General features: G+C 67.1%; 13 protein-coding genes and 3 pseudogenes. 8 read left to right on the forward strand and 8 right to left on the reverse strand.

What is annotated here, in order from left to right:
- Window positions 1-52: 52 nt before the first annotated feature.
- The 4 genes from asd to O9271_RS18060 are packed head-to-tail and all read right to left on the reverse strand — an operon-like array spanning window position 53 to window position 1,811.
- Window positions 53-916: an archaetidylserine decarboxylase gene (gene asd, locus O9271_RS18045; protein ID WP_298272858.1), complete on the reverse strand. Its 864-nt coding sequence runs from the start codon at window positions 914-916 to the stop codon at window positions 53-55.
- Between the two features lie 20 nt (window positions 917-936).
- Complete coding sequence (locus O9271_RS18050) at window positions 937-1,206, reverse strand: VF530 family protein (RefSeq protein WP_298272860.1); 270 nt, start codon at window positions 1,204-1,206, stop codon at window positions 937-939.
- Window positions 1,207-1,248: 42 nt separating this feature from the next.
- Complete coding sequence (locus O9271_RS18055) at window positions 1,249-1,566, reverse strand: type II toxin-antitoxin system RelE/ParE family toxin (protein ID WP_298272863.1); 318 nt, start codon at window positions 1,564-1,566, stop codon at window positions 1,249-1,251.
- Window positions 1,554-1,811 carry a type II toxin-antitoxin system prevent-host-death family antitoxin gene (locus O9271_RS18060; RefSeq protein WP_298272865.1) on the reverse strand — a complete coding sequence of 86 codons (258 nt, stop codon included), beginning with the start codon at window positions 1,809-1,811 and terminating at the stop codon, window positions 1,554-1,556. Before O9271_RS18060 ends, O9271_RS18055 begins: the two co-directional genes overlap by 13 nt.
- A 354-nt stretch (window positions 1,812-2,165) precedes the next feature.
- Between O9271_RS18060 and O9271_RS18065 the strand changes: the two genes are divergently transcribed.
- Window positions 2,166-2,762, forward strand: coding sequence for an MBL fold metallo-hydrolase (locus O9271_RS18065; RefSeq protein WP_298272867.1), 597 nt, complete (start codon window positions 2,166-2,168; stop codon window positions 2,760-2,762).
- Between the two features lie 207 nt (window positions 2,763-2,969).
- Here the strand turns inward: O9271_RS18065 and O9271_RS18070 are convergent, their stop codons facing one another.
- The gene (locus O9271_RS18070; protein WP_298272869.1) at window positions 2,970-3,908 is read right to left on the reverse strand and encodes a hypothetical protein; all 939 of its coding nucleotides are present in this window, start codon (window positions 3,906-3,908) and stop codon (window positions 2,970-2,972) included.
- A gap of 160 nt (window positions 3,909-4,068) precedes the next feature.
- On the opposite strand from O9271_RS18070, the gene O9271_RS18075 reads away from it, so the two are divergent.
- Entirely contained in the window at window positions 4,069-4,788 is a 720-nt protein-coding gene (locus tag O9271_RS18075; protein WP_298272871.1) for a hypothetical protein, read from the forward strand.
- Complete coding sequence (locus O9271_RS18080) at window positions 4,785-5,423, forward strand: hypothetical protein (protein WP_298272873.1); 639 nt, start codon at window positions 4,785-4,787, stop codon at window positions 5,421-5,423. Before O9271_RS18075 ends, O9271_RS18080 begins: the two co-directional genes overlap by 4 nt.
- A gap of 61 nt (window positions 5,424-5,484) precedes the next feature.
- Here O9271_RS18080 and O9271_RS18085 read toward each other — a convergent pair whose 3' ends face one another.
- Window positions 5,485-8,583, reverse strand: coding sequence for a DUF3427 domain-containing protein (locus O9271_RS18085; RefSeq protein ID WP_298272875.1), 3,099 nt, complete (start codon window positions 8,581-8,583; stop codon window positions 5,485-5,487).
- Between the two features lie 392 nt (window positions 8,584-8,975).
- On the opposite strand from O9271_RS18085, the gene O9271_RS18090 reads away from it, so the two are divergent.
- The 3 genes from O9271_RS18090 to O9271_RS18100 are packed head-to-tail and all read left to right on the forward strand — an operon-like array spanning window position 8,976 to window position 14,129.
- Window positions 8,976-12,125: a SusC/RagA family TonB-linked outer membrane protein gene (locus O9271_RS18090; RefSeq protein WP_298272877.1), complete on the forward strand. Its 3,150-nt coding sequence runs from the start codon at window positions 8,976-8,978 to the stop codon at window positions 12,123-12,125.
- 17 nt (window positions 12,126-12,142) lie between these two features.
- Window positions 12,143-13,579, forward strand: coding sequence for a hypothetical protein (locus O9271_RS18095; RefSeq protein ID WP_298272879.1), 1,437 nt, complete (start codon window positions 12,143-12,145; stop codon window positions 13,577-13,579).
- A 16-nt stretch (window positions 13,580-13,595) separates the two neighbouring features.
- Window positions 13,596-14,129, forward strand: coding sequence for a CHRD domain-containing protein (locus O9271_RS18100; RefSeq protein ID WP_298272881.1), 534 nt, complete (start codon window positions 13,596-13,598; stop codon window positions 14,127-14,129).
- Window positions 14,130-14,340: 211 nt separating this feature from the next.
- On the opposite strand, the pseudogene O9271_RS18105 reads toward O9271_RS18100, so the two are convergent.
- Together O9271_RS18105 and O9271_RS18110 are read right to left on the reverse strand one after the other, a co-directional pair.
- Window positions 14,341-14,463: pseudogene (locus tag O9271_RS18105) on the reverse strand (IS3 family transposase); the annotation flags it as partial.
- A gap of 60 nt (window positions 14,464-14,523) precedes the next feature.
- Window positions 14,524-14,688: pseudogene (locus tag O9271_RS18110) on the reverse strand (transposase); the annotation flags it as partial.
- A 138-nt stretch (window positions 14,689-14,826) separates the two neighbouring features.
- On the opposite strand from O9271_RS18110, the gene O9271_RS18115 reads away from it, so the two are divergent.
- Both O9271_RS18115 and O9271_RS18120 read left to right on the forward strand, forming a co-directional pair.
- Window positions 14,827-16,380, forward strand: a complete 1,554-nt coding sequence (locus tag O9271_RS18115; protein WP_298272884.1) for an SGNH/GDSL hydrolase family protein — start codon at window positions 14,827-14,829, stop codon at window positions 16,378-16,380.
- Between the two features lie 101 nt (window positions 16,381-16,481).
- Window positions 16,482-16,844, forward strand: a pseudogene (locus O9271_RS18120) (hypothetical protein); the annotation flags it as partial.

Genomic DNA, 16,844 nt, shown 5'->3' on the forward strand with positions numbered 1-16,844 from the left:
CGACACCGTACAGGGTTGGGGGTCGGGAGTTGAGGGTGGTGGGTGGCTTACGTCATCCCCGTACGCCGTTTTCCCCTGAAGCCAGCGCGCCAATGCGTTGCCCCATGCGCACCGTGGCGCCCAGTGTAAGCGGCTCGATGACGCCAGCATCGCGGGTGCACACCAGCACCACCGTGCTCCCGAACTCGAAGTGCCCCAGCTGGTCGCCGGCGCGCAGGGCAATCGCCGGGTCGTAGTGGCGACGCTGCACCTCGCGCCGTCGGGCGTTGGTGTGCAGGTCGTCGAACACGAGCCGGGTCATGCCCACCATGGTGGCGCCTACCGGCACGATGGCCATGCGGCCGCCGTGGGCGCCGTCCATGAGGACCACAATGCGCTCGTTCACCGCGAACAGGTCGGCCACATGCGTGACCGCAGCCACGTTCACCGGCCACAATTCGCCGGGCAGGTACGTGGCCGATGACACCGTGCCGCTCATGGGCACATGAATGCGGTGGTAGTCCTTCGGCGCGAGGTACAGCGTGGTGTACGTGCCCCCCTCGAACGCCGCCGCGAGCTGCGGGTCACCCAGCAGCGCGCCCAGCGAGTAGGTGCGCCCCTTGGCCTGCACCAGCGTGCCCGCCTCCACCGTGCCGTAGGCCCCCACGGCCGCATCCACCGGGCTCACGATGGCGTGCGCCGCGATGGGGCGCAGCCCCGGCTTGAGCGCCCGCGTGAAGAAGGCGTTGAGCGTGGGGTACTGCTCGAGCGGCAGTTCCGCTTCGTCCGGGCGCGCGCCGAAGATGCGGCTGTAGCCGCGATACACGGCGCCGCGCCACCCCACGGGCACGGTGCGGGTGGCCAGCCACCCCGCCCCGCGACTGAGCGCGTGTTTGGGGAGCACGGAAAGCAGCAGAATGAGCAGACGGCCGAACATGCGGCGGAATCTAGCGCACTCTACTCGCCGGCCGCGGCGTCCCGGGGCGTCTTGCGCGGGTGTGCCACCGAATGGCGGTACAGTGACTCCACCTTCTCGCGCGCCCACGGCGTCTTGCGCAGGAACTTGAGCGACGAGTTCACGCTGGGGTCGTGCGTGAAGCAGCGGATGGTGATGCGCTCGCCCAGTCCGTCCCAGCCGTAGCGCTCCACGAGGTGCTCGATCATGGCCTTGAGCGTGACCCCGTGCATGGGGTCGGGGGGGCGCGGCGTCGTGGGGGCGTCGGACATGCCGGAATGTAGGCGAGACGCGATGGCCACGCCGGGCCGCGGCTAGCGTTTGCGAGCGCTGCGGGTCAGTCGTGATGGGCGGAGCGTCCGCTCCGAACGCATCACGTGAAGGATCAGCACCCGCTCGCCGTCCACTCGATAGAAGATCCGGCAGGGCGGTTCCACGATCTGTCGGTAGCGTGTGCTGCGCGGAAACTCTGGCGGTCGGCTACCGCTCTTCGGGTGTGCGGCCAGGTGCTCGATGTGGGCGACGACGCGCTGCACCTGCCCTGCGGCGGCTGCCCGGCTCTCGATGGCCGTGTAGTCCGCGATCGCCTCCAGATCGGCGAGCGCCGGCTCGGTCCAGACTATTTCAGCCACCTGCCCAGTCGCACCTTGGCCTCGTCATGCGCAACGACACGATCGTCCGCGACCGCCATTTCTCCGCGCGCGATTCCCTCAAGGATGGTCATGCGCTCCTGCTGCCGACGATACGACTCCACGTCGATCAGATACGCGCTGGGCAACCCATGCTGGGTGATCAGGATGGGTTCCCTGTCACGCTCGAGCTCGGCCAGCAACTCCGTGGCCTGACGTTTGAGGGTGGTGACCAGTTCCGTGCGCATGAGTGATACTAAAGTAGCACTATTGCGGCCGCAAGCCGGGTGCGATGCGTTGCAGCGGAATGGTATCCGACGGCGTGCGGCACAGGCATGCGGTGCCTTCCGCTCGGTCGCCCGGTGGACTCCTCGGTAGCGCGCACCATCATCGAATTCCTCCGCTGCAGACGAAGCCAGCAAGGCGTGGTAGTACCAAGGGTGGCGAAGTCACCCAGGGTCACTCGACCTGCGTTGCGCAGGTCGGTGAGCGACTGGGGCGGGCATAGAGGGCACGGCGAGCACGCGTGTCCCGATCGCGGTCGACACCGGCACGCACCGCACGTCACTGGTCGCCCACCCGCGTCGAAGCCAGATTCCGGCATGGTGTCCACCGTGCGCCCCAGCATCGTGAACGTCGGCTATCGCTCCACCAACGTGTGGGTGGTGAGCGTCGGCACCTCACGCCTGCTCGTCGATCTCGGCTGGCCCGGCACCATGGAGACGCTGCGCGGCAATCTGCAGCGTATGGACATCCCGCTGCGTGAAATCCGCTACGGCCTCGCGACGCATTATCACATCGACCATGCCGGGCTGGCGCAGGATCTCAAGCTGGCCAGCGTGCCGCTGCTGGTGATCGACGTGCAACTGCCGAGCATGCCGCTCATGCGCCGGCACATCAAGCCCACCGACCGGTTCACCGAGATCACACTGCACGACAACGTCGTGATCACGGCCGCCGAGAGCCGGGCGCTGCTGGCGCGCGTCGGTATCGCGGGGGAGGTTCTGCACACGCCCGGTCATTCGGACGACAGTGTCTCCCTGCTGCTGGACAGCGGCGAGGTGTTCACCGGCGATCTCACGCACCCAGCGCTGATGACCGATGCCGAGGCAGCGGTGACGCAGGCCAGCTGGCAGCGATTGCGTGACCGCGGGGCGACCACGGTGTATGCGGGGCACGGACCGATCCGGCCGTTCTGAGCGCCGCCAACAAGCGGTACGCTGGAGGGTGCCCCGATCTCATCACCCTTCGCCGATAGGCCGGATTTTCTGCCTGCGGTGCCGGCAACGCGGCGCCTTCGGTGTGCTGCACACCGGCGCGTGACGGGCAGGCACACCACGCGCGACGGCTGCGGGGGGGCGTGCGGAACCGGCGCAATCATCCGAGCACGCAAGGCGATCTCCTGTTCACGGTGCGGTGAACGCAAACCGCAACAGCTGGGCATAGAGCGACGTACGCCGGAACTCAGCGCGCCGCAGATACAGGGCTTCAGCGGGGAGCAGTCGGCGCTCCAGCAGACCAAAATGCACCAGCGGCTCCAGGACCCGGTACCGGAACGCATTGAAGCGCGCCTCGGGATGATCACGCTCCCAGCTCGCGAACGGGTCCCGGGCGCTGAGCAGCCACGCGGCCTCGGCGAGCGGCACGAGTGGCGTCCAGTCGTGTGCCGTGCGGCCGAGTTGGTAGAACGTGTAGGGGAGCGTCTGCTGCAGTCCCAGGTGCGGCGTACCGCTGTACAGGTACTGCAGGTCGAATTGCCGGAAGAAGGTGCGAAAAAGCTCCACGAACAGGGCGCCCACCTGCGGTTCCGGCAGGAGCGTACGCCCGCGCGCGCTGAGCAGGAGCCCCTTGCGCTTGGTGGCCAGCTTGCCGAAGAGCAGGACATGTTTGAGCACCGGAAGCCACCGCACGTCGTCCTCATTGCGCACCGGGAGGGGAGCGAGGTCGAATGCCTCCTCGTTCAGCGCCTCCGTACGCAGCTGTGGTGCCAACTCGGCTACGGCCGCGCGCGTCAGGTTGCCCTTCGGCGTGAGCTTGACCGGCCCGTTGGCGTCGAGGTACGTCATGAGCAGGCGTGCGTCCGCCACGATCGGCACCGCCAGCAGCGCCGCGGGTGCGGCCTCGCCGGAGACCCGGAACGCGCCAGCGGTCGCCCAGTCGCCATACAGGAGCTGCGCCGTCTGGTCAGGGGAGAGCCCTCCCAGTTCCGGCTGAGGAGTGGTGTTGTACTGCTGCATCCGCTGCACCAGACGGGCATTGAGCGCGTCGAGCGAGGAGAAGGGCGCCTCGCGCTCCATCTCGTCGAGCATGGCCTGCAGGTCGGCGGCGTTGAATCGGGAGTTCATGCCATGGAGCCTGTTACCAATGACGGGCGTGCGCCAGTAGCAGACCACCCGCTGGAACCGAGTCCGCCCCCGCGCGCGTTGTTGCGCGTGGTCGTGCGCGGGCGTCGCCGCGTGGGCCTCCCATTTCCGGTTATCGCCCATGCCGTCATTGTCTTCACGAATGTTCCGCCGCGCGGTCCGCCGAGGGTGGGGTGCAGCGGGGGTTGGTGCGTGGCTCGCCGTTGGGCCGGTGTTTGCCCCGTCGGCGGTGGGCGCGCAGCAGGCGATCATCAACCTGCCCTCGGCCGACCAGACGCCGCGCGGCAAGCAGTTCGTCATGCACGAGACGCAGCTGGCGGGGACGAAGCCCACCGCGTGGGCCATGACGCATTTTTACACCTACGGCGTCACTGACCGATTCGAGCTGGCCGCGACGCTGTACAATCTTCGCACACCACGCAGCGACAACGTGACGCTCGGCTTGGGCTTCAAGGGGGCCCAGCGCCTGTTCACCGATCGCCTAGCCCGCCGCGAGGTGCAGTTGACCTACGGCTACATGCTGCCGGTGTCGTTACAGGGGCGCGGGGTGGGCACGTGGGCCTACTCGCATCTCAGTGCGCGTATCCCCATGTTGGAAACGCGCATCACGGCCGGGGGCGGCTACGCGACGCGCCAGGTGCTCGACAAGGACGCGTGGACGCTCCTTGGGGGCATCGAGCAGCCGCTGCCCCACCACTTCGTGCTCGTCATGGAGTGGTTCTCGGGGCGCCACAACTCCTCGAATCTCATTCCGGGGCTCCTGTACCACTCGAAGAACTGGATCTTCGTGGCGGGGTACAAGTTCCCCAATGACCCGGTGGAACGACACGGACTTGTGCTCGAGTTAGGACGGTTCTGGTGACTGCACCGCGTGCTTTTTCAGCGCCCAGTGCGCGCTGGTTGGGGGTCACGCGTCGCGCCGCGAGCGTGGCCACGTTGACGGTGCTTGCCGCCCGTCCGCTGCTGGGTGGCGACCCGCCCGTGAAGAGCGGCGCGCGTGGGCCGGGGTCGGCTTCGCCGGTGCCCGCGGCGGTGAGCGACAACCAGTCGGTGCTGGACAACGCGGTGGTGGGGCGGTTCCCCAGTGCCATGCTGCTCTTCGACGTGGGGGTGGAGGCGGCGCTCAGCCTCAGCATGCTGTCGGCTCCCATCGTGTCCTTCGGGTCTGCGCCTACGCCCACCGCGCCCTATGTGGTGGCCATGCACGACGCGCCGCAACCGGCACTGCCGCCGCTGGCTGTGGGCGATCGGGTGGCGTTCGTGGGGGGGAAAGACCGGGTGCCGTCGCGGATCGTGCGCGGCGTGGTCGTGGCGCGGCGCCACTACATGTTCACCCGTACGCGCGTGCGTCGCACGCAGGCCGATGGCGCGTGGGAGTACGGGTGGGCGTACCTGGTGCAGGTGCCGCTGCGCGATCGCAACCCCAACTCGCGTTTCCAGGGGTGGCTGCAGGGGTTCAGTGTGACGCGGGACCCGGGGGCGGCGGCGCCGGAGTAATCGGCCGGCGTCGACCTCGGGAAGTGCGCGGCACATTACGAGCGGGCTTGAGCCTCGGCCACTACGCCACCGCCGCGGCAAACGCTTGGAACAGGTCACCTGGCAGGGCATGGTACAGACGCCACGTGATTGCCATAGGCGCCTCTCCAACGTGTGACACATACGTTGCCGGGCCAAGAAAGGTGAACGCCCGCTCTCCTGAGTTGAGGCGCGCGAAGAGCCAGATCTGGCTGCCGCGCGCCTCATGCTGTTGATAGCGAAGCCCCGTGGGGCTGCCAGCGCGCGTTGTGGACTGACTCTCCCAGTGAATGAGCTCGCGGCTGATGGCGTAGTCGCGGTAGCGGGTGGTGGGCGAGAACTGACCCTCGGTCTTGTCGAGGGTAAACGCCAATAGATCGGCCGGCATCTGGTCTGCGAAACGAACTCCCTCGCGCCATGTGCTGCCACGCACGTCGGTACTCTCACGGCTGGCCACAAGGATCTCTCGACGCGTGTACCGCGCGTTCACGCGCAGCGGTACGTCGTGGAATCCGTTCAACGGCACTGAGAGGTGCTTCACTCGCCCAGCCAGCACATCACACAGCTCCACCAGCTCGGCGCACACAGCGGGATGAGCCAGTAGCAACTGTGCTCCAACGGCAAACGAAGGTTTGTCGTCTGCAATGCTCTCGAGCAGCTGCGAAAGCAGCATGCGCACCAGACAGCCCTCACGGGTTGCTTCTTCAGCATCCACACTGGCCGGCAACGCGAGCCACGCCCGCCACGCATCGAGTCGTTCTCGATCATCCACGTGCAGCAACCGGGAGAGCGCCTTGCGGAGCGTCTCCTCGAGCGGTCCAGCCGCGGGTACGGCCAATCCGGCACGCTCGCGCATGGCGCTCCACGAGTCGCTACCACCCGCGTAGACCTCCTCCAGCTCGAGCCCTGTCTCGGCCAGGTAGTCGGCGAGCGACACGTTCGGCCGCTGCACCGCCAACGCCATCAGTTCACGTGACCGATCGTTCTTCCGCGACGGAACGCTCTGCTTGATGCTGTCCAGAATACGCTCGCGCGCCACAGGCTCGAGCTGCATCTGGCAGCCTGCCGGGAGGAACGGGAAGCCAAGCTTCACCTGCTCCTCGATCTGGCGCCGTGTCCCGCCGAGGAGGCCGCCAAGACGGCGGTCGAACCGGAACTCCTTGCGATGCTGCCCCACGAAGTCCAGCACGGTACACAGCGCCTTGCCATTCGCCTTGCGCAGCCCTCGCCCCAGCTGCTGCACAAAAAGCACCGGACTGTCCGTGGGGCGCAGCATGAGCAGCGTATCCACTGCTGGCACGTCTACGCCTTCATTGAACAGGTCCACCGAGAACACCACGTTCACGGTGCCCACCGCGAGTTGCCGCAGGGCGTCCTCACGCTCTTCTGCAGGTGTCGTACCATGAACGGCGCGCGCGGCGACGCCATGCTCCGCGAAGACACGTGCCATGTATCGCGCGTGATCGACGCTCACGCAGAAGCCAAGCGCACGGACTGCGTTGAGCGGGCCGAGGTATTCGGCGCACTGCTTGAGCACCTGACGCGCCCACACGTCGGTGCTGGTGATCACCCCGGTCAGTGCTGCGGTGTCATAGCCACGACCGCGCGTCCACGGGATATCGGTGAGATCGAGAGAATCCGTAACGCCGAAGTACGCGAACGGGACCAACCGATGCTGATCGATCGCATCCCACAGCCGTAGCTCGGCTGCAATTCGCCCGTCGAACCACTGCAGGATGGAGAGCCCATCGCTGCGCTCTGGTGTGGCCGTAAGGCCGAGTAGTTCACGCGGCTGCAGGCGGGCGAGTACCCGTTCGTACGACGACGCGGCAGCGTGATGGAACTCGTCGACGATCACCACATCGAAGTGTGTCGGATCGAGGTGCTCCAGGCTGTTCGCGCTGAGTGATTGCACGGACGCGAACACCTGTTCCCATCGCGAGGGGCGGTCACCACCAACCCACCGTTCCCCGAACGAGGGATCACGAAGCGCCTGGGCGAATGTCGCCTGCGCCTGGGCCAGGATCTCCTCGCGATGGGCTATGAACAGCAGACGGCCACGTGGCAACCGGGTGCGAAGCCGGGCATAGTCCACCGCCGCCATGACCGTCTTGCCGGTACCGGTGGCAGATACGAGCAGGTTGCGATGACGGCCCTCCTCTCGTGCGAGCGCGACCTGCTCGAGAAGGCGTTCCTGGAACGGCTCGAGGCGAATCTCCGTGGGTGGGAGGTGGAACGAGGAGGCCGGGCGCTCCCGGCTGGTCGCCGCGGCGAAGCGGGCTGAGTCGTACGGTTCAAAATCCGGCTGCTGCCAGTAGCTCTCAAATACTGCGGCCAGTTTCTCGATGACGGCGCGGTTTCGCGCTTCGGAGACGCGCACGTTCCATTCAAGGCCACTCACCTGCGCGCTGTGCGTGAGGTTGGAAGACCCCACGTACGCCGTACTGAACGCACTCTCCCGGTGGAACAGCCACGACTTCGCATGCAGTCGTGTTCCGGTGGTGTCGTACGACACGCGGACGTCTGCCCCAAGATCCTTGAGCAGCTCCAGCGCCTCGGCTTCGGTGGAGCCGGTGTACACCGTGGTGAGCACCCGTAGCCTGCGGCCGGCCTGTACGTGGCGCGTGAGCGCTTCTCGCAGCGGCCGGATACCTGTACGCCGGATGAACGCCATCACCAGATCGATGCGATCGGCGGAGGCGATCTCCGCCTGCACCTGATGCCCGACGTTGGGTTCACCAGGCGAGTTGGTCAGCAACGTGGTGTCGAGCAGCGGGATGAGCGGTTGCGAAATGTGTTCGGGCGTGCCGTCGGGGAGCGCAGCGCGTACGGCCCTCAGCTGCTGTGGCGGATCAAGCGGCCTCTCCAGCGCAAAGTCGGCCGCGGCGAATCGGGACTCTTTCGCCAGCTCTTCGATCAGCCGCCGCGAAAGGTCGGCACCAAGCTTGGCGCGATCCCTGTCCGGCAGCGCATCAATGGCGCGTTCAATCACTCGGCTCAGGTGCAGCACCAGTCGGTCTGCCGCATCGGCATCGCGCAGGGGTGCGCAATCGGCGCTCAGGTGCGACTCCAGCGCGGCAAGATCGCGCTCCAGGAGACGTGTGACGAGTCGCTCGTGAAGACCGCGGACGAGGCGGGGCATTGCGGGAGGGACGAATGAATCTGCGGATCGAGCCAATGGTCAACCGTGTGCTCCGGCATGCTACGGGGATACCCCCCGTCCGTCCAGGGCCACGCGCTCGGCACCCGTCGCCGCGCCATGTCTGGGACGAACTGTACGGCGCGAGAAGGCGAGCAAGTACTCGTGTGCACAGTTCTCGCAGCGGATGCGCGCGAAGCGCTCGTGGCGGACCGTCTGGTCCCATCCGAGGGCGTCTCGTACTTAGTGCGAGCAGGGACAGGCGGTGTTATGCTTTCCTGCCCGGCGCTCCGCCGGGCTCCCCTGCACGAGTTCGCTGGAACGCAGCGCAGCAGACGACCACCGTGCCGCGCGGCGGACTATCCATCCCCTCGTCCCTCTTAGGAGGCAGTTACATGCAGTTGATTAGATCACGTGTCACGCTCGCGGTGGCATTGCTGCTGTCACTTGCCGGCACGAGCCGGGGGGCAGGGGGCCAGGCAGCAACTGGCGCGGTAACCGGAAGGGTGACCGACCTCGGCACCAAGGGACCGCTGTCCGACGTCCGGCTCCAGGTCGTGGGCAGCGTGCTCGCGGGTCGTTCAGACGCGAACGGCACCTACCGTATCGCCGGCGTTCCGGCCGGGACGTATACCGTGCGTGCGATTCGCCTGGGCTATTCCCAAGGAGTGGCCAGCGTCACGGTAACCGCCGGCGGCACGGCGACGGCCAATTTCGCGCTCAGCGTGGCCGCCACGAACCTCGACGCGATCACCATCTCAGCGACCGGTGAGCAGCAGCGCAAGCGCGAGATTGGGGCCTCCATCAGCCGCATTGACTCGGGCGCCTTCAATCCAGCGACGGTCGCCAACTTCTCGCAGGTGTTGGCCGCGCGTACCCCCGGCATCGTGGTGCAGCAGGGGGCGGGAACGAGCGGCGTTGGTAGCCGTATCCGCTTGCGCGGCGTGACCTCGATCAACCTGTCGAACGATCCGCTGCTGGTGATCGACGGCGTCTTTGCCAACAACAACGTGGGCGGGCTGACCTTCGGCATCGGTGGTGCGCAATCGTCGCGCTTCGATGACATCAACCCGGAAGACATCGAGGACATTCAGGTGATCAAGGGGCCGGCGGCAACCGCGCTCTACGGCACCGGCGCCGCCAATGGTGTCATCCAGATCACCACCAAGCGGGGCAAAGCGGGCAAGGCGCGCTGGAACTTCTACGGCGAGGTCGGCCAACAGGAAACGCGGCTGGACCTGTCGACGACTGGCTCGCTGTCGAACGATGCCCTGCTGCTGGTCAACTACCGTCAGGTCGGGCGAAATGCGGCCGGTGCCCGCGTTGGTGCCTGCTCGCGTGAAGCGCAGGCGCTGCGTACCTGCACGACGCCGGACACACTGTACAAGAACAGCCCCTTCATCAACGAAAACCCGTTCCGTACCGGGGGCAACGAGGGCTACGGCCTCTCCGTCTCAGGTGGCGGGCAGGATGCGCAGTACTACCTCGCCGCGGACATCGAGCAGGATCGCGGCATCTTCGCGCCCAACAACCTCTACCGGCGCAACCTGCGGGCGAACGTGACGGCCAACGTGCTGTCCTCGCTGCAGGCGGTGGTCAATATCGGCTACCTGAACAGCTCGTCGGGCTTCCCGCTCAACGATAACCTCTTTGCCGGCACGCTGTCCGCCGGCTTGCTCGGTGGCGCGTTCGACTGCAACCCGACGACGCGCTCGCGTATCGCGGAGTGCGCGGCCAACAACGACTCACTTTCGCGCGGCTACGTGAGTTCGAACGTGCCGGTGACGCAGTACTTCGTGCAGGAGCAGCAGCAGAACATCCAGCGCCTGGTGCTGGCGAACACGCTGAACTGGACCCCCAAGAGCTGGCTCAAGGGCACGATGCGGGTTGGCGGTGACATTCTCCGGCGCGACGACGCGACCCTGGTGCCGCCCGGCCGCGTGTTTCTGAACGCCGCATCCGTGGAAGGCTCGCGTTTCCAATCCAAGTCCTACATCCCGTCGCTCTCGGCCACGGGCTCGTTGACCAGCACCTTCAACCTCACCGACAGGATTCGCTCGGCGACGACGGTGGGTGGTCAGTATCTCAACGAGCAGGTACGCCGAACGGATGCCAGCGGCGCCGTGCTGCTGCCCGGCACGTCCTCGTTGAACGGCGCGAGCGCCCGCTTCACGGTCAACGAAGTCAACCAGAAAATCGTGACGGTGGCCGGGTTTGCCGAGCAGCGGTTCGAGCTGAGTGACCGCCTGTTCGTCACGGCGGCACTACGCTTCGACGACGCCTCGGTGTTCGGCAATTCAGCGGCGGGGTGGACCTATTACCCCAGTCTGACCTCGTCGTATGTGATCAGCGAGGAGGATTGGTTCCCGAAGTGGGATTTCCTCAATACGCTGCGCTTGCGCGCCGCCTACGGGCGCGCCGGTCAGCGGCCTGGCTTCCGCCAGTCGCAGACGTTCTTCAATCCGGTGTCGGTCAACATCACGGATGCGTCGGCCAACTTGCCGGCGGTCACCATTGGGGGCCCGGTGGGCAATGCCTTCCTGAGCCCCGAGATCACGGCGGAGACGGAAGCCGGCTTCGAGTTCTCCGCGTTCAATTCCCGCCTCTCGGGCGAATTCACCGGATTTCGACGCAACACCACGGATCTGCTCGTGCAGCGTACCCTGGCGCCATCACTCGGTGTCGCGGCCAACCAATTCGTGAATCTGTCGCTGATGCGCACGCGCGGCGCGGAAGGGTCGATCACCGTTCGGCCGATCGACAATGACAAGATCCGCTTCGAGCAGAACATCACGTTCACGACATTCGCGAACCGCATCGTCGATCTGGGATCGGCCGATGGCCAGGTCATCGCGCCGATCGTTTTGGGCACGCAGCAGTTCCGTTCGGGGTTCCCGGCGGGTGGATACTTCCAGCGCCGGATTCTGAGCTACACCGACCACAACAACGACGGGATCATCAGCCGGGTCAATTGTCCGAGCTATGGCGGACTGGCCAACCCCCAGCTGGTGGGTGGCCCCCGCTGCGAGATCGTGCTCTCCGATTCGCTCGACTACATCGGTCAGCCATTGCCGACCCGTGAAATGGCGTTCAATACGAGCGTCACGTTGTTCAAGTCGCTGCAGTTGACGGCGCTGGTGAATTACCGGGGCGGCAACAAGATCTACAACAACACGCGCGAGTTCCGGAACAACGGCGGGTTTGCCAATGGCCCCGACTTCTGGGATCGCAACGCGCCACTGAGTGACCAGGTCAAGTCGACCGCTCGCGCGATGGGCACGAGTGATGGCTACATCGAGGATGCGAGCTTCGTGCGGTTGAGTGAAATCGCCGGCACGTACACGTTGCCGGTGCGCTGGGCGCGGAAGATGCGCGCCGCTGCGGCCTCACTCACGGTTGGCGGCCGCAACCTCGCGCTCTGGACGAACTACACAGGATTCGACCCGGAAGTGTTGTCGGTCACAAGCTCCAACTTCGGCACCCAAGACTTCCTGACCGCGCCGCCGGTACGCCGGATCACGGCGCGTCTGAACCTGACCTTCTAACTCAACCGACCCTTCCCATGAAGACTTCCATGCCTGGGTCGGCGCCACGGGCTCGTGCCCTGCGCCACCTGATGATGGTTCCCCTCGGGGCAGCCTTGCTGACCACTGCGGGTTGCTCGAAGGACAGCCTGTTGGCCGTCGATGACCCGGACGTCGCCACACCCAGCTCGCTGGCGGATCCGGCCGTGCTACCGACCCTGCGCGCCTCGGTCATTTCCGACTTTCAGGTGGCGATGGGCGCCGGCGGTGAGGATGGCGTGATCACGCTCGGCGCTCTCCTGGCCGACGAGTTCATCTGGGCTGAGACCTTCCCGACGCGGTTCGAAATGGATGTGCGCTCTACCAACCCGATCAACGGCACGCTCGACGGGATTTACCGGTCGCTGCAGCGCGCCCGGGCCACCGCCGAGCGCGTGGAGCGCACCTTCGCACAAGTGCAGCCGACGAACCCGTCGCGGGCGGAAGTCCAGGCGCTCGCCGCATTTACATACGTCATGCTCGCTGAGATGTACTGCAACGGCATTCCGCTCTCGACGTTCGACGTCGACGCGGGCACGCCGGAGTTGGGCGAGCCGCTATCCAATCAGGTGCTGTATACGCGGGCGGTGGCCAAGTTCGACTCCGCCCTGGCGCTGATCGGTACGCCGGCGACGCCGACAGCAGAGCAGAGCAGAATTCTGAATCTGGCGCGCATCGGGCGTGGACGGGCGCTGCTCAACCTTGGGCGTTTTGCCGACGCGGCGGCTGCCGTTGCTGCCGTACCGACGAACTATCGGTACAACCTGTTCCACTCCGAGAACTCGGGGCGCCAGAACAACGGCGTATTCCTGCCGACGCAGAATTTCCCCCGCTTTTCGGTTGGCGACAGGGAAGGGATCAACGGCCTGCCATTCGCCACGGATGGAGCCACGGATCCTCGGGTGTTCTCGCCGCGTGGTAATGGTGCGCCCTTTTTCCCGCGCGTTGGTGCGGACAACATCACGTTGATGAACGTTCAGACCAAGTACATGAATCGGTCCGCGACGGTTGTGCTGGCCGATGGCGTCGAGGCGCGCCTGATCGAGGCGGAGAACCAGCAGCGGACCGGTGGTGATTACCTCGTCACGCTCAACACGTTACGTGCCGCGCTGCCAACGCTGATCACGAACGCGGCGCTCCCGGCCGCGTTCAGCCCCCCGGCGATCGCCGCGCTGCCGCCGATGAGCCGGCCGGCCGCCGCATCAGCCGAGGTCGATCAGGTGTTTCGGGAACGCGCCTACTGGATGTTCCTGACCGGGCATCGCCTCGGCGATCTGCGCCGGCTCGTACGCCAGTATGGACGGAACGCCGAGGCTGTTTTCCCAACGGGTGCATTCCACAAGGGCGGCGCCTACGGGGTTGACGTCAACTATCCGGTGCCCTTCATCGAGACGAACAACAGCAAGTTTGTCGCCTGCATCGATCGCAACGCTTAAGAGGAGTCCACGACTCATGACGTATCGCATGCTGTCCGTCGCCGCCTTGGCGACGGCCGTGGGGCTCGCCGCCTGCTCCGAGAGCTACGCGGTCATTTCTGCCTCGGCGCCGGAGAAGACGAACTTCACCACTGCGCTGAGCGGCGCGAACGAAGTGCCGGCGGTCACCACCAGCGCGACCGGGTGGGCCAACTGGGTGCTGGAGGACCCGAACACGCTCCAGTACGAGATTTACGTAGCCGGCATCGACTCGATCACGATGGCCCACTTCCACGCCAACGTGGCCGGGCAGAATGGGCCAATCATGGCGTGGTTCGTTCCAACCGAAGCATCACGTGCGCCGGGTATCGGCAATATCTCTGTTGGCACCTCGGGCGGCATCTTGCGCCAGAACCGTGTGACGCGGGCCTCGTTGCTCATGGTCGCGCCGTTCACCTGGGACTCGTTGGTCACGCGTATGCGGGCCGGATCGACGTACCTCAACATCCATACGCGTCGAAACCCCGGTGGTGAGTTGCGCGGGCAGGTAGGGCCGGGGCGACGGGAGTAGTCCCTCCCTTCAGCATGATGCAGCCAAGCGCCCCGGTCATCGCAGTGATGACCGGGGCGCTTGGCGTCAGGCGCGCAGTTTGAAATTCGACGGGGGGAAGTTGGGAGGTCTCGGGAGTGAACGTTGGAGTTCCCAGGCCTTCGTGGAGAGTCGGGTAACCTACTTGCGCACGCGCACGACGTCGACCGCGCTTGTGGGCCGCCTTATGCTCCTCGGGGCTGACGCCACCAAGGTGGCTGTGCCGACGGGCGTGATCGTAGACGATATCGTTGGAGTCGGCGACGTCCGCCAGCGCGACGTCACGGCTCGAATGGATTCGCTGCCTGATGCGCTCCTATGTCCAGCACGGTTCACGGCGGGCACGGACGTCCGCGATGATCAGCGGGAGGAGCTCCCGGATGAGAGCGACGCTCCAGAGGGCGTGGTCCGCCTGACGATCACCGCCGCGGTTGAGCCGCTGCCGGACGGTCAGGCCGGAAGACGCCTCGACTGGGCTGGCGCTGCACAAGGCCGCGAGTGCGGCCTCGCTCCGGAGCCGTTCGGGATTATCGCCGTCGGTGGAGGCGTGCGGTGCCCGGGTCCGCCTTGCCATGTGGCCTGGCCATCCACAAGACGAGACGACGTGAGGATCGTGGAGGCCCGCCCCCCACGACAGACGGTGCTTGCGTCAGTGACCCGCGCGCCGTAACCTCGCGCCGTGACCCGTACCCGTCGCCTCGCCGCGAGCCTGCTGTGCCTTGCCGTGGCCGCCGCCCCCGCCGCTGGCCAGTCTCGCCCCCTTCGCGTCCTCTTCATCGGCAACAGCTACACCTACTTCAACGACCTCCCGGGGCTCGTGGCCAGCCTCGGCCGCGGCGTGCGCCCGGTGCGTCCGGTGCACACGGAGATGGTTGCCCAACCCGGCGTTTCCCTGCGCGACCACTGGCTGGACGGGGCGGCGCTGGCCGCCATCCGCCGTACCCGATGGGACTACGTCGTGCTGCAGGAACAGAGCATGCTGGGGGTGATGATGGTCCACGGGCGCCCCACGGTAAACGACCCCGACCTCTTCCGCGAGTTCGGCCGCCGCTTCATCCGCGAGATCGCGGCGGCGGGCGCGACGCCGGTGCTCTACCTCACGTGGGCGCGCCGTCCCACCCCCGAAACGCAGGACCGCCTCACGCGCGCGTACGCGGCCCTGGCCGCGGAGACCGGGGCGCGCCTGGCCCCGGTGGGGGTCGCGTGGCAGCAGGCGCGCGCCCAGCGCCCGGCGCTGGAGCTCTTCGACCCCGACGGCACGCACCCCTCCCCCGCCGGTTCCTACCTGGCCGCCGTCACACTTTGGGCCACCATCACCCGCACCCCCGCGCGCGCCCTCCCCGCCACGGTCTCGGGGCGCGTGCTCGCGGATTCCTTTCGCGTGACATGGACCGGCGCCGTGGCGCCGCTGGTCACCCTCGCCGACCGCGACGCCGCTTTCCTGCAGGGCCACGCCAACGCCGCCATCGCCACGGTGGCCTCCCTCCCCACGGCGCCCGTCGCGGGCGCACGCCTCCAGCCACTCCCTGCCGGCACGCCCCCGACTTGGCAACGGCTGGCTGGCGACTGGAGCGGCACCATGCGCCTCTTCGACGCTCCCGTCACGGTCACCCTCACCGTGTCGGGTACTGCGCCGCGCCCGCAGCTCACTTGGCGCGAGGTGGGCACCGGCTGGTCGGCCGCCTACACCGTTGCCGCGGCCGCGCTCGACAGCGCCGGACTGAGCTTCACCATCAGCGACCCGCGCTTCCTCGCCCCCGACGCGCACCATCGCGCCGTGCTGGTGGGCGACTCGCTCGTGGGTCATGCCGAGGTGGGGAGCGCGATGCAGGTGCCGCGGCTGGTAGGCTCGTGGACGCTGACGCGAGCGGGCGCCACCGCGCCCGATCCCATGCTCACCGAACACCCCACCGGCACCGACAGCCGTGCCGCCGCCGTGGCCGGTGAGCTGCGGCCGTGCTGGTCGGGCGATGGCCGGTGGGTGTACTTCCGCGGCCGGGACGGCGGCGCACTCTGGCGCGTGGCGGTGGCGCTCGGCGAGGCAGTCACGGTGGGGACGCGGGAACAGGTTCCGGGGCCGACGCGCATCACCAACGCCTTGGATCTGGAGTGTCGGACGGGGCGCATGGCCGTGACCGTGATCGACGGTGCCAACAGCGAGCAACTGCTAGCCGTCCCCAACTGGCGGAAGGCGCTGCGGGCGGCGACCAGCACCACGGGCGGGGCCCGGTGATGCCCACATCTCGCCGCCGAGACGCTGCGCACCCGGCTCCTGTGCGAACAGCAGCTGCCGGTGGCCGGTTGGACGCACCGTCGGCGCGAGTGGAAGGCCCCGTGACCGCGCGCCGCTGGTCTGGCCCGGCCACCCGGACCCTGCTGGGGGCGCTCCTGCTCACGGCCTGCGCCCCCGACGCCCGGGCGCCACGCGACGGGCAGGCTCCCGCTGCCGCGACGGCATCGCCCGCGACGGCATCGCCCGCGACAGCATCGCCCGCGACGGCGGCCGCCGATTCGGCCGGTGCCACCGAGCCGTCGTGGTGCACGCAGCTACCGCGGCCGGTCAATCAGCGGCTGCGGCAAGTGGACGTCGGGTCGCCCTGGTTCACCGTGTATGAGGCCGACCGCGGCGTCTACGCCATCGTCGAGCCGCGGCAGTTTCAGGAGACCATCGCCTATCTCATCGTGGGGGCGCACAGC

It is taken from the genome of Gemmatimonas sp. (assembly GCF_027531815.1).
GTDB lineage: Bacteria > Gemmatimonadota > Gemmatimonadetes > Gemmatimonadales > Gemmatimonadaceae > Gemmatimonas.

What these genes read in the sequence shown, in the direction of transcription:
- O9271_RS18090 (WP_298272877.1), top strand. Translation starts at nt 8,976, where the DNA reads ATGCAGTTGATTAGATCACGTGTCACGCTCGCGGTGGCATTGCTGCTG.
- O9271_RS18070 (WP_298272869.1), bottom strand. Translation starts at nt 3,908, where the DNA reads ATGAACTCCCGATTCAACGCCGCCGACCTGCAGGCCATGCTCGACGAG.
- O9271_RS18060 (WP_298272865.1), bottom strand. Translation starts at nt 1,811, where the DNA reads ATGCGCACGGAACTGGTCACCACCCTCAAACGTCAGGCCACGGAGTTG.
- O9271_RS18050 (WP_298272860.1), bottom strand. Translation starts at nt 1,206, where the DNA reads ATGTCCGACGCCCCCACGACGCCGCGCCCCCCCGACCCCATGCACGGG.
- O9271_RS18075 (WP_298272871.1), top strand. Translation starts at nt 4,069, where the DNA reads ATGTTCCGCCGCGCGGTCCGCCGAGGGTGGGGTGCAGCGGGGGTTGGT.
- O9271_RS18100 (WP_298272881.1), top strand. Translation starts at nt 13,596, where the DNA reads ATGACGTATCGCATGCTGTCCGTCGCCGCCTTGGCGACGGCCGTGGGG.
- O9271_RS18065 (WP_298272867.1), top strand. Translation starts at nt 2,166, where the DNA reads ATGGTGTCCACCGTGCGCCCCAGCATCGTGAACGTCGGCTATCGCTCC.
- asd (WP_298272858.1), bottom strand. Translation starts at nt 916, where the DNA reads ATGTTCGGCCGTCTGCTCATTCTGCTGCTTTCCGTGCTCCCCAAACAC.
- O9271_RS18085 (WP_298272875.1), bottom strand. Translation starts at nt 8,583, where the DNA reads ATGCCCCGCCTCGTCCGCGGTCTTCACGAGCGACTCGTCACACGTCTC.
- O9271_RS18095 (WP_298272879.1), top strand. Translation starts at nt 12,143, where the DNA reads ATGAAGACTTCCATGCCTGGGTCGGCGCCACGGGCTCGTGCCCTGCGC.